Source organism: Binatus sp. (SeqCode), from assembly GCF_035272065.1.
Classification (GTDB): Bacteria; Desulfobacterota; Binatia; order Binatales; family Binataceae; genus Binatus.
In genome coordinates this window covers 19,424-30,795 of sequence record NZ_DATEQZ010000011.1, presented here as the reverse complement: position 1 = coordinate 30,795, position 11,372 = coordinate 19,424, and the positions used below count along the sequence as shown (strand labels likewise).

11 protein-coding genes are annotated in these 11,372 nt (G+C 61.1%); 5 read left to right on the top strand and 6 right to left on the bottom strand.

Annotated elements, in window-relative coordinates:
- Positions 1–204 precede the first annotated feature (204 nt).
- On the top strand, positions 205–1,248 hold the full coding sequence (locus VJX68_RS01630) for a YncE family protein (protein ID WP_324093892.1): 1,044 nt from the start codon (positions 205–207) through the stop codon (positions 1,246–1,248).
- 95 nt (positions 1,249–1,343) lie between these two features.
- Here VJX68_RS01630 and VJX68_RS01625 read toward each other — a convergent pair whose 3' ends face one another.
- Positions 1,344–1,925 (bottom strand): GNAT family N-acetyltransferase, encoded by a 582-nt coding sequence (locus VJX68_RS01625; protein WP_324093891.1) that lies wholly within the window; start codon positions 1,923–1,925, stop codon positions 1,344–1,346.
- A 264-nt stretch (positions 1,926–2,189) separates the two neighbouring features.
- Between VJX68_RS01625 and VJX68_RS01620 the strand changes: the two genes are divergently transcribed.
- The gene (locus VJX68_RS01620) at positions 2,190–3,734 is read left to right on the top strand and encodes a wax ester/triacylglycerol synthase family O-acyltransferase (RefSeq protein ID WP_324093890.1); all 1,545 of its coding nucleotides are present in this window, start codon (positions 2,190–2,192) and stop codon (positions 3,732–3,734) included.
- A gap of 282 nt (positions 3,735–4,016) precedes the next feature.
- Here VJX68_RS01620 and VJX68_RS01615 read toward each other — a convergent pair whose 3' ends face one another.
- A complete protein-coding gene (locus VJX68_RS01615) occupies positions 4,017–4,331 on the bottom strand; it encodes a hypothetical protein (RefSeq protein WP_324093889.1) in 315 nt (104 codons plus the stop codon).
- A 413-nt stretch (positions 4,332–4,744) separates the two neighbouring features.
- On the opposite strand from VJX68_RS01615, the gene VJX68_RS01610 reads away from it, so the two are divergent.
- A complete protein-coding gene (locus VJX68_RS01610) occupies positions 4,745–5,311 on the top strand; it encodes a DNA-3-methyladenine glycosylase I (protein ID WP_324093888.1) in 567 nt (188 codons plus the stop codon).
- On the opposite strand, the gene VJX68_RS01605 is transcribed toward VJX68_RS01610, so the two are convergent.
- The 4 genes from VJX68_RS01605 to VJX68_RS01590 all read right to left on the bottom strand — a co-directional run bounded on the left by VJX68_RS01605 (position 5,260) and on the right by VJX68_RS01590 (position 9,246).
- Complete coding sequence (locus VJX68_RS01605; RefSeq protein ID WP_324093887.1) at positions 5,260–6,807, bottom strand: ArnT family glycosyltransferase; 1,548 nt, start codon at positions 6,805–6,807, stop codon at positions 5,260–5,262. The genes VJX68_RS01610 and VJX68_RS01605 overlap by 52 nt on opposite strands.
- 18 nt (positions 6,808–6,825) lie before the next feature.
- A complete protein-coding gene (locus tag VJX68_RS01600) occupies positions 6,826–8,007 on the bottom strand; it encodes a GNAT family N-acetyltransferase (protein ID WP_324093886.1) in 1,182 nt (393 codons plus the stop codon).
- Positions 8,008–8,149: 142 nt separating this feature from the next.
- Positions 8,150–8,626 (bottom strand): RrF2 family transcriptional regulator, encoded by a 477-nt coding sequence (locus VJX68_RS01595; protein ID WP_324093885.1) that lies wholly within the window; start codon positions 8,624–8,626, stop codon positions 8,150–8,152.
- Between the two features lie 11 nt (positions 8,627–8,637).
- The gene (locus VJX68_RS01590) at positions 8,638–9,246 is read right to left on the bottom strand and encodes a riboflavin synthase (RefSeq protein WP_324093884.1); all 609 of its coding nucleotides are present in this window, start codon (positions 9,244–9,246) and stop codon (positions 8,638–8,640) included.
- Between the two features lie 121 nt (positions 9,247–9,367).
- On the opposite strand from VJX68_RS01590, the gene VJX68_RS01585 reads away from it, so the two are divergent.
- Both VJX68_RS01585 and VJX68_RS01580 read left to right on the top strand, forming a co-directional pair.
- Complete coding sequence (locus VJX68_RS01585; RefSeq protein WP_324093883.1) at positions 9,368–10,066, top strand: HAD family hydrolase; 699 nt, start codon at positions 9,368–9,370, stop codon at positions 10,064–10,066.
- Positions 10,067–10,081: 15 nt separating this feature from the next.
- The gene (locus VJX68_RS01580; protein WP_324093882.1) at positions 10,082–11,365 is read left to right on the top strand and encodes an alkyl sulfatase dimerization domain-containing protein; all 1,284 of its coding nucleotides are present in this window, start codon (positions 10,082–10,084) and stop codon (positions 11,363–11,365) included.
- The last annotated feature ends 7 nt before the right edge of the window (positions 11,366–11,372 follow it).

The following is an 11,372-nucleotide window of genomic DNA, read 5'->3' as shown; positions in this document are numbered from 1 at the left end:
CGTCGAGAAATTCTTTGGCAATCTGACGCTTGAACTCCGAACTGAAACTCCGATGTCGAGCCATGGCCTATCCTCCGATAAGCCCGTCGCCCGGTCCAATTCGTATCTGCCTGGCTGTCCAGTTTTAGGGGTTCACTCCAGTTGCCGGTCTAAAGTGTTACCCATGCTGCCGGTCGCTCAAAGGAGCCGATCAGAAAAAGAGATATGAAAAATTATTTTGTTCGACTTTTTGGTTTTTCGATTGTTGTTGCGGCGTTCGCGGCGGCTGGCGCGGTGTTGGCGGCGGAGGCGGGGGCGCCGCCTGCTTACAAGTTGGCTGCTACCTTCAAGGTCGGCGGCGACGGAGGATGGGACTACGCGACGCTCAGCGAGTGCCGGCTATACGTCACTCGCACGACGCATACGATGGTGATCGACGTAGCGACGGGGAAAGTCGTAGCGGATATCGGCGGGCAACAAAGATCTCATGGCGTGGCGCTCGTGCCGGACGCGCGGCGCGGGTTTATCAGCGATGGTGGGAGCGGCTCGGTGCTGGTCTTCGATATGAAGACCCATGCGACGCTCGGCAAGGTGGCGGCGGCGGCTGACGCCGACGGTATCATCTATGATCGCGCCAGTAATCGCGTACTGGTGATGTGCGGCGATGCGCATCGGATGGTCGCGATTGCGCCCGACGTGAATCTGTCGGGCGGCACGGCGGCGGCGAGTGTCGATCTGGGCGGCTCGCCCGAGTTCGCGGTTGCGGACGAGAAGGGCAAGGTGTTCGTCAATATCGCGGACAAGGACGAGGTGGCGGTGGTCGATACGAAGCCGATGAAGGTCGTCGCGCGATGGCCGACCGGGCCGGGTAAGCGGCCGACCGGGATGTCGATGGATCGCGCGACGCGGCGCCTGTTCATCGGATGTCGAAATAACAAGCTGGTCGTGATGAACACCGACGACGGAAAGATCGTGGCGGATTTTCCGATCGGTGCTTACGTTGATGCGACGGCGTTCCGCGGCGGCCTGGTGTTCGCGAGTTGCGGCGACGGGACGTTGACGATCGTTCGCGAAGTGTCGGCGGACAAGTTCGAACTCGCGCAGGTGGTGAAGACGGAGTTGGGTGCGCGGACGATGGCGCTCGGTCCGAGTGGCGAGATGATTTATCTGCCGACGTCGGACCTGACGTTCGCGGAGGGCAGCAGCCCGGCGCATCCGCGGCCGGTGCCGGTTGCGGGGACGTTCAGGATACTGATCGTGACGCAGTAGTGGGGGAAGGGCAAATCACTTGATTTAATGTGAACCCCACCGTGGGTTTCACGCTTCCTTGGGCAGGGGTGACACCTGCACCCGGTGTCAAGGCTTCAGGCGACGACGCGGTCGGAGAAGCCGGCTACGTCGTAGCTCATTATCAGGAGATCGCGGGAGCGGCCGCGGCGGTCCTCGACCCAGTCCGACAGCATCGCCTCGACCTGGAAGCCCAAGTGCTCGAAGGCGGCGCGCGCGGCGGCCTGCTCGGTGGTCATCTGGGCGGTGATCTTTTTGAGCCCGAGCGAGCGCGCGAGATCGAATACTTCGGCGGCGAGGCGGCGACCGAGTCCCGCGCCGCGGTAACGCGACGAGGTCATGATTCGAATCTCGCCGACCCGCCGGGTCCATCGCGCCTGATCCAGATGGACGCTGGCGTAGGCGGCGAGTTCGCCGTCGATCTCGGCGAGAAGGGTGATGGTGTGTCCGTCCCTGATGTGATCGACCCATTGCTTGACGACGTTGCGGTCGGTGATGTCGGTGCGGAGGAAAAGCAGATCGTCGGCGGGGAGGTCCTTGGCGAATTCGACTATCTTGTCGAGGTCGGCAGGTTCCATTACGCGGATAGTGGCGCTGCGGCCGTCGCGCAATTTAAGCTGAATTGGATAAGGACGATTGGTCTTGATCTGCTCGGCCATTGGAACCTCCGGGGCAACTACTGCGGGCAAGCGCTGCCGTCGGAATGCTTGTAAGACGCTCTTAACCCGCGCGAAACGTTATCCTTGATCAGCGCGGGCGGTCCGGCAAGGGTAGCTGCAATAAAATTCAGCTTGCGCTTTAGCGACCATGCCTGCCAAACTTTGCAGTCCGCGGCAGCATCATTTCCAGGATTTTCTCTGCTGGGACAGGGCAGCGAGCGCCGTGGCCCAAGCCAGGGAAATCCGGCTCGGAGGTGACTACAAATGGCTGAAAATTCCGCATTTCCATCCGCCTCGAGCTACCGGCTTTCTACCCAGGACGCGACCTTTATCTACGCCGAGTCCCAAAGCGGTCCGCTGCATATCGGATCGATCGGGCTGTTCGAAGGGCGCGTCGATTTCAACGGGCTGCTGGGGCATTTCGAGGAACGGATGCATCTGGTGCCGCGCTACCGGCAGCGGCTGATCGAGGTTCCGCTTAATTTCGCCCACGCGATGATGGAGGATGATCCCGAGTTCTCGATCGACCACCACGTGCATCTTCACGAGCTGCCCGACGCGATGAGCGAAGGGGACGCGCTCGTGGAAATGATGCGCATCTACCAGAAGCCGCTCGATCGCAAGCATCCGCTGTGGCAACTGCACGTGTTCCACAACCTGGACGGGAATCGCACGGCGCTGATGTGGAAGGTGCATCATTGCCTGGTCGATGGCGTGTCGGGAGTCGAGTTGCTGAAAGTGATGTACGATTTTCGCGCGGAGCCCGACGACATTCCGCAGCCGCCGGAGCCGTGGGTAGCGGCGCGGCCGTCGAGCGTGATACGGCGATTCGCGGAAGCGGTGCGCGACCAGATTCAGGGCGCGGTCAACTCGACGATCAACGCGGCGGTCGAAGCGGTCGAGGACCCGGCGTCGGTGGCGGAGCGCGCGCGGCAGTTGGGCGAGGCGTCGCGGGTGATGACCGAGCTGGCGACGCGGCGGATAGTGGCAACGCCGTGGAACTCGACGCCGGTCACGCAGGACCGCGCCGTGGCTTGGACGCGTCAAACGTTTTCGGATTTTCGCGCGATCAGATCGGCGTTCGGCGGATCGGTAAATGATGTCGTACTGGCGATGTTGACCGAGGGCGCCGCGCGCTATTTGCAGCATCATGGTTACGCCGTCGAAGGACAGCAACTGTGCATTGGATGTCCGGTCAACGTGCGGCACAAGAGTGAAAGGAGTTCGCTGGGAAATCGCGTCTCGATGATGTTCCCGACCGCGCCGGCGGCGCCGATGGATATCGTCGAGCGGCTGAAACTGATCAACGAGGAGACCGAGCGAATCAAGGCTGCAGGGTCGGCGCAGGCTCTGGAAGCCATGATGGGACTCAGCGACGCGATTCCGCCGAGCATGATCGGGCCGGCCTCGCGCGCGGCGACTACCATGATGGATGTCGCGGGGCGGCTGGCGAAGTTTACGAATTGGAAACCGCGGCCCGACGGCTTCGCGCTGCCCGCATTCGGGATAAATTTTATCGCGACCAACGTGCCGGGGGTGCAGGTGCCGCAATATATTAACGGTCACGTCTGCCTGGACATGGTACCGCTGGTGCCGCTCGGCGCGACGATGGGGTATGCAGTCGCAATACTCAGTTACTATAAGAGTTTATACTTCGGAATGATGGCGGACCCGCGCGTTATGCCCGATGTCGCACTGATGAAGGCGTTCGTCGATGATGCATTCGCGGAGCTGAAAAGGCGATGCGCGGAAAAATCCGCTGAGAAGGCGGCAGAGGAGCCGGAGCGGAAGAGCGCCAGCGGCGCGTGAAGGGAAGGGTAAATCACTTGATTGAATGTGAAGCCCGCGGTGGGTTTCACACTTCCTTCGGCAGGGGTGACCCCTGCACCCGATATTAAGAAAAGATGCGGGACTTCGTCCCTGCTAGAACTTTCTTTGTGTCATTCTGAGCGCAGCGAAGAATCCGGGAGTATATACCTTACGCAATTTGAGCGGGACCAGCCGGGATGAAGCGGAATCAAGTGGGATGGCGGACCAGAGCGGACTAGGCCAGACGAGGGCGGACCGTCGGTACTGTCTTAATTTCAAACTTCAACGAATCCGACCAATAAAGGCACCTTCCCAGCCCTTGAAGCGATGGTCGTTCTCGTCAATGCATTGAGCCTTTGAAAGTAGTTCCGTTTGGAGCTTCCCTTCACGTGCATAGCCTGATTCGCTCACCTCCTCGATCAGTGCATCGTGATCGCTCATTCCTTTTTTGCATTCTTTGTCCGTTCCGAACTTATTAAGTACGGTCCAAGCAGTAATCGGTGCCTTAGAATCAATCGACTTTGTGTTGTGATTGATGGGCGGGACCAACAGATACCAACCCACAAGCGCGAGCGCGCCAGCGTGGCGGATATTCACGCTATTCCTTCGGCCATCCGACGGGACGCTTTTTGGAAATCAGTTTCCGCATAGCGTCCTTCGAGTCGCCCTCAATCTTGAGAACTTCTGGTTGGGGACCGGGACGCTTACGCTGTTTCTTGGCTTTTGGTTTCTTGGCAGTCCTCAAAATGGTGTCCCCTGTGTCGGAGTCAGCGGAAGCGTGAGCACTGGCTGACGATACCGGAGTCGCTTGCCGACTGCACTCTTGACTGCACGCGCCATTCGCTCGCCGTCATCAACTTTGCGCGCATTCCAGCGGAAATCAAACTCCGTCGGTCATATGTCCGACACATTGCGTTAAGTATATACTCCCGGAAGAATCCCGGTGCAGCGCTCGACGCCGCTACTTGCCCTACGCGCCGCACATTCTGGCTCGCTCCTGAGGTTCAACTATGCGATGCGGATGGGCGCGCAATGAGTTGGCGATTCGCTACCACGACGAGGAGTGGGGCGTGCCGGTGCATGACGAACGGCGGTGGTTCGAGTTTATCACGCTCGAGGGGGCGCAGGCCGGGCTGAGTTGGGACACTATTCTGCGCAAGCGCGAGTCTTACCGGAGCGCATTTCGGGGATTCGAGCCGAACAAAGTTGCGAGGTTCGGCGATCGAGATGTTAGCAGGCTGCTCGCGGATGCGGGGATCGTTCGCAATCGGTTGAAGGTAAATTCTGCGATTGGCAATGCGAAGGCATTTCTTGCCGTGCAGAGAGAGTTCGGCAGCTTCGACGAATATATCTGGCGGTTTGTTGATGGGCGGCCGCGGATCAACAAGTGGCGCGCGCTGAAGCAGGTACCGGCGCGTACGATCGAGTCGGACGCGATGAGCAAGGACTTGATCGGGCGTGGTTTCAAGTTCGTGGGATCGACAATCTGCTACGCGATGATGCAGGCGACCGGGATGGTGAACGATCACCTGGTCGATTGCGAAAGGTACGGGGCGGTGACACGGGCAAAGAAATGACGGGGAGATGACGCGTAGGATTTGCCGCGTTTGACTATTACGAGGTGGCGGTTGCCGTGATCGGAAGTGAGGACGGGTTCGAAGTCGAGTGCGTCGCTCTGGTGAGTTTTCCATACGTTGGCGGGCATTATGACGAAACCGGGGGGTGCGTCGCCGAGACGGCCCGGCAGAACTGGCGCGTCGCGATCCAGATAGAAGAGGAGAGGCGCTACCTCTTCCTGGAATCCGTACAGGTAGAGCGGGTCGGAGGGCGCGACTACGCGGGCAATTTCCTCGGCGGCGGGGCGAAAGGAATCGGCGGCGCATGAGCGCACTTCCGTGCGCGGTATATCGATGAAGTTGAAAACCACCGGCCCGGCACATAGCGCGACGAACGTCCAGGTGGCGGCGCGGCGGAATGCTTGCGGAGGAACGGTGACGATCCACCACGCAAGAATCACGGTGGCGGCCGGCCATACCGGCAGCAAATACGAGCGGCGCTTGTAGGCAGCGATGCTGAAGAAGATAACGGTGGCGAAGTAGAAGATCGCGAAGAGGCGGACGCCAGCGCGTCCTTTCCCAGGAAGAGAAGTAGAATCACCGCCCGGAGTGACTACTGGACTGAGTAATGCGTAAACCGCGGCGACCGGGACCAGGATGCTCAGCGGGGCGGAGTTGAGGAGGATGGGCTTCAGGTAGTACCACGGCGCCATCGCGCCCAGCGAGCCGAAGAAGCGGCCGACGTTTTCGGTGTCGAGCTGGCGGTTGAGGAAGGCGAAGCGTCCGCCGAAGTAGCAGGCGAGATACCAGCTCGCAGCGATAGCGGCGCCGAGAATGATCGCGCCGGGATCGAGCATCGCGGAGATTTGGCGTCCGCGGCGCTCGGCGATCATGAAGATGATGATCGAAACGCCGGGGAGAATCGCGCCTATGGGCCCCTTGGCGAGCACGCCCAGGCCCAGCGCGGCCGCCATCAGGTAGAGTGCGGGCAGGTTGGATTCAAAGCGCGCCGCGCGACCGGACAAGGTGGCGTCACTAGCTAACCATCTCAGAAAAGCGAACAGAGAGAGGGTCTCGAAGAAGCACAGCGTCATATCGACGCGGCCGAAGCGACCCTGGCTGATGTATTGATAGGACGCAGCGAGAGCGAGTCCAGCGAGGACGGCGGCGTCGAGGCCGAGGAGTTCGTACGCGAAGAGCATCGTAAGGAGCGCGCCTGCGATCGCGTAGAGGGCGGACGGCAGGCGGAGGTTGGCGGCGGTCACCTTTTGGATTCCAGCGAGGCGATCGATCGCTACTGCGGTCCAGTGGAACAGCGGCGGCTTGTACATCGGAACGTTGCGGTTCTCGACCGGGAACAGGAGATTGCCATGCTCGACCATCTGCTGGACGAAGACGCCTTCGACAGCTTCGTTGCCGGTGCATACGTCGCCGGCGCCGAGTCGATGAAGGCTCAGGACCGCGACGATGAGAGCGAGCGCCACGATGGCGGCGGCCGGTGGAATTTTAGCGGGCATCAATACTCAGTCGAATAGTCAGTCGAGGTTGGCGCGCAATATGCTAAGGCTCTGGATACGCGAGGAGTCGTAGCCCCGCCACTTGGCGGCAGAAACGTCGCGGGCACTAACGCGTTTGAAACCGAGGCGGGAAAAGAAACCGGCGACGCGATCGTCACTGGTGCAGGCGAAAACGTATTTGAGGCGGCGAGCCTCGGCTTCCTTGAGGATCTCGCGGACCAGCACGGCGGCGACGCCCTCTCCCTGGAAGCGAGTCAGGGTGTACATCGCGGTGATCTCGCCGCAACGATCGCGGCGGTAGGGTTCGGTCAGCAGTGAGCAGATACCGGCGAGGTGTTCGTCGCCGATTCGGTAGCCGAAGCATGAGGGCAGGATTTGCGCGATCTGATCGGGAGTGCGGGGCAGCAGATTGCCTTCGGTCTGGCCGCGCACGATCAGTGCTTCGACTTCTTCGAAGTCGTCAATTGAAACGGGGCGGACGAAGCCGTATTGCATCTCAGTGAAGAGCGTTCCGGCACCGATGAAACTGAAGAGTTCCTCGTAAACGTCGCCCGGCGCTACCAGGTTGACGGAGCCGACGCCGTCTTCCAAGGCGTCGAGGGCGGCGCGCACGATGGCTCTGCGAGCACGCGAGCGGATGTTGCGCATCGTGCGGCGAATGCGGCGTTCCTCGACGAACGAGAGCCGATTGCCGTCCTTGTCGAGCAAGCCGCCTCGCCGATCGAGCATCAGGAGCTTGAAGACGCGGAGCCGACTGGCGAGCTCGCGTGCGAAGACGGTGAGATCGTCGGCGTCGTCACGGCTCATCGAGGCGACGACGATCGAGCCCGCGCGCAGACGCTCCCAGATCTCGGCGACGGCGGAATCTGGCGGATACGGGCGCGAGCGCAGTCCTTCGGATGGATTGAAAACGGGAGGCGGCTCTGTGGGGGCGAGGCGGCCGAGCCGGCGCATCAGCTTCGGGAGCGCGGTTGGCGAGACGATCACGACGCATCGGGTTTGATTGCGGCGCAATTCGCGGAGCGTCACGACGAGGGAATCGAATTCGGAGATGCGCTGTCCGGCGGGAGGGATCAGCGCGAAGAGCAGGCTTTTGCCGTAAAATTCTTCGAGATAGAAAGTCTTCTCGGTGAAGACCGGGGCGCCGCGGCGCGGTTTGCCAGTGAAGTCGCCGAGGTTGATTGCTCCAAAATCGCTCACGGCGTGGGGACCGGACGGGAGCAGAATCCTGATCGCGCGGAACGCGCTGAATAAGGACCCTCACTTAACCTCTCCCGTACAGCGAGAGGGACAAGATGGGCGAGGATTCGCGAAGTCGCAGTCGAGAGGTTCTTCAATTCTGCTACGCGGGCTGGGATTTTGCCGGCGATATCGAGGCTGCGTCGGCGGGAGGGTAGACCGGCAGCGACGGACGCGACGCGGCTATTTCGGCGAGCGAGGTATCGGAGAAAACTTCGAGCAGCACGCGCTGGCCCTTCTCCCACACGCGGTACATGCGGCAGGTCGGCTGCAGCGCGCATGAGCTGCTGCCATCGGTGCATACATTGAGCGTGATTGGACCCTCGACGGCTTCGATGATATCGCGAAAGGTGACGGTGTCGGCGGCGCGGGCCAGCTGGTAGCCGCCGCCGGGACCGCGGCGCGCGTTCACGAGGCCGCGGCGCATCAGATCGCGAATCACTTTTTCGAGATAGTACTTCGGGATGTGCTCGCGAGCGGCTATCTCGGTACCGCGCGCCACGCCGGCGGGATGATCGGCGAGATAGATCATCGCACGCAGGGCGTACTCGATCTTGCGCGGTACCTGCATCAGGCTCATTTTTTCAGTATCTACGCGGGAGTTGCGGCGGCTCGCACGGCGAGAATCTTCTCGACGTACTTGACCAGCATGTCGTTCTCGATGTTGACGGTGTCGCCGGGCTGCTTGAAGCCGAGCGTCGTCGAGCGGATCGTGTGGGGAATAAGCTCGACGGAAAAACTGTTGTCCTTGATCGAAAAGATCGTGAGGCTGATACCGTCGATGGCGACCGAGCCCTTCTCGACCAGGTAGCGCGCTTGCGTGGGTGCGACCTCGAAAGTGAAAAGTTTCGAGGCGCCCTCGGGTTTGATCGACACGACGCGGCCGATGCCGTCGACGTGGCCGGAGACGAGATGGCCGCCGAGCAGCTTCCCGAGCGTGAGGCATCGCTCCAGATTGACCCGGCTGCCGGGCCTCAGATCGCCAAGCCCGGTGCATCGCAGGGTCTCGGCGGAGATGTCCATCGCGAAGCGGCCGGGGCTCTTGGAAATCACGGTCAGGCACGCGCCGTTGACGGTGATCGAGTCGCCGATTGTGACTTCGGAAACGGGGAGCGAAGTGTGGATGGAAATCACCGCGCCTTGGTCGGTCGGCTTGAGGCTTTCGACGGTGCCGAGGTCTTCGATGATACCGGTGAACATCACTACTCCTGTGGAGCGCTGGGCTCGCGGGGAGATATCTCCACAGAAATCATATCTTTTTGAGAGATGGCTGCGCAACAATATGAGGTGAACCGGTAGGGTCTTGCTAAGGTAGGGCGGAATGAGCTCGAAGAAAAAAGAAAAACTGAAGGCGCTGCTGTTCGACTTTGGCGGCACGCTCGCGTTCCTGGATTTCGAATTGCTGGCGCGCGAATTCTCACGCGAGGGGCGGAAGCTGGACGCGCTCGCGCTCGAGCATGCGGAATACGCGGGGCGCGCGGCGATCGATCGACATCTGATGAGCGAGGGCAACAGCCAAGCCACCAGCGCGGCGTACGAATTTTTCTTTCGCGGCTGGATGACGGCTGCAGGAATTCCGGCAGATGAATTTCACGAATGCGCTGCAAAGTTCGGCGCGATACATCGCGAGGCCACGCTGTGGCGCGTGGTGCGGCCGGGAACATTCGAGGCATTGGAGGCATTCAAGTCGGCGGGCTACAAGCTCGCGATCGTGTCGAATGCGGAGGGTCAAGTCGAGGCGGACGCGAAACGATTCGGGCTGGCGAAGTACTTCGACGTGACAATCGATTCGCATATCGTTGGCGTCGCGAAGCCCGACCCGCGGATTTTTCGAATCGCACTCGAACGGCTGGGCGTCGGTCCCGACGAAGCCAAATTTACCGGCGACATCTATTCGATCGACGTCGAGGGAGCGCGCGCGGCGGGAATCGAGGCGCGACTCGTCGATCAGCATCAGCGGTACACGTGGGTCGAGCACGAGAAGATTCGGCATATCCGCGAGCTGCATCGGATCGATTGAGAGGAAGATCGAGTTATGGGCGTCATTAGAGATCAATCGGAAAAGATTTTCACTGGCGCTATTACGACCCGGCAGTTTCATCCGCTATTGCCGACCGGCGAGTACGAAGAAATTGCGGACGGCGTGATGTTCTATCGCTGGTTTGCGAACGTGACGGCGGCAAAGACGCGTGAGGGGCTGGTGCTGATCGACACCGGCGGATACTTCAACCAGGACGCGACGGTGAAGCTGATTCGGCAGTTCTCGCCGGAGCGGGTGAACACGGCTATCTACACGCACGGCCACGTCGATCACGCGTGCGGAATGCCGGCGATCGTCGCGGACGCGCAGAGGAACAAGGTCGCCCGTCCGCGCGTCGTGGGGCATCGCGCGGTCGCCGCGCGGTTCGATCGCTACAAGCGGACGACTGGCTATAACACAGTAGTCAATACACGGCAGTTCAACCGGCCGGCGCCGTGGCCGACTGAGTATGTATATCCGGATACCTACTTCGATAGTCAGTTGAATGTAGTTGCGGGCGACGACAAGTTCGAATGCCATCATGCGCGCGGCGAAACCGACGACCATTGCTGGGTGTTTATTCCGCAGCGCAAGGTGCTGTGCACCGGAGATTTGATTATCTGGGCGGCGCCCAACGCGGGTAATCCGCAGAAGGCGCAACGCTATGCGCGCGAATGGGCCGAGGCGCTGCGCGTGATGGCGCGGCTGGGGGCGGAACTACTCGTGCCGGGGCATGGCTACCCGGTGTTCGGCGCTATTCGGGTGCGCCAGGTGCTGAACGACACCGCGAACTATCTGCAAAGTTTATACGATCAGACTATTGCGATGATGAATGCGGGCGCGCCGCTCGACGAGGTAATTCACACCGTGAAGCCGGCGGCGAATCTCGCGGAGAAGCCGTGGCTACAGGCGGTTTACGACGAGCCCGAGTTTATCGTGCGCAATATCTGGCGGCTGGAAGGCGGATGGTACGATGGCATGCCGTCGAATCTGAAACCGGCGACCGACGCCGAGCGCGCGCGGGAGATCGCGGCGCTGGCGGGTGGCGTCGGGCCGGTGATCGCGCGCGCGAATGAGAAACTCGCGGCGGGTGAAGTCGTGCTCGCATGTCACCTGGCGGACTGGGCGGTGGCGGCTGCGCCGGACGACAAATCGGCGCATGAAGCGCGGATGAGAATCTACGCGGCGCGCGCGGATCGCGAGGAATCAACGATGGCGCATGGGATCTTTCGATCGGCGGTGGTCGAGTCCGCAGCGAAGGCGGGAGTCGAAGCGCCAGAGGACAGGCGCAGCGCGTGAAGCTCAG

Excerpts from the sequence above, each read along its gene's own strand:
- VJX68_RS01630 (WP_324093892.1), top strand. The coding sequence starts at position 205 with ATGAAAAATTATTTTGTTCGACTTTTTGGTTTTTCGATTGTTGTTGCG.
- VJX68_RS01625 (WP_324093891.1), bottom strand. The coding sequence starts at position 1,925 with ATGGCCGAGCAGATCAAGACCAATCGTCCTTATCCAATTCAGCTTAAA.
- VJX68_RS01620 (WP_324093890.1), top strand. The coding sequence starts at position 2,190 with ATGGCTGAAAATTCCGCATTTCCATCCGCCTCGAGCTACCGGCTTTCT.
- VJX68_RS01610 (WP_324093888.1), top strand. The coding sequence starts at position 4,745 with ATGCGATGCGGATGGGCGCGCAATGAGTTGGCGATTCGCTACCACGAC.
- VJX68_RS01605 (WP_324093887.1), bottom strand. The coding sequence starts at position 6,807 with ATGCCCGCTAAAATTCCACCGGCCGCCGCCATCGTGGCGCTCGCTCTC.
- VJX68_RS01595 (WP_324093885.1), bottom strand. The coding sequence starts at position 8,626 with ATGAGCCTGATGCAGGTACCGCGCAAGATCGAGTACGCCCTGCGTGCG.
- VJX68_RS01590 (WP_324093884.1), bottom strand. The coding sequence starts at position 9,246 with ATGTTCACCGGTATCATCGAAGACCTCGGCACCGTCGAAAGCCTCAAG.
- VJX68_RS01585 (WP_324093883.1), top strand. The coding sequence starts at position 9,368 with ATGAGCTCGAAGAAAAAAGAAAAACTGAAGGCGCTGCTGTTCGACTTT.
- VJX68_RS01580 (WP_324093882.1), top strand. The coding sequence starts at position 10,082 with ATGGGCGTCATTAGAGATCAATCGGAAAAGATTTTCACTGGCGCTATT.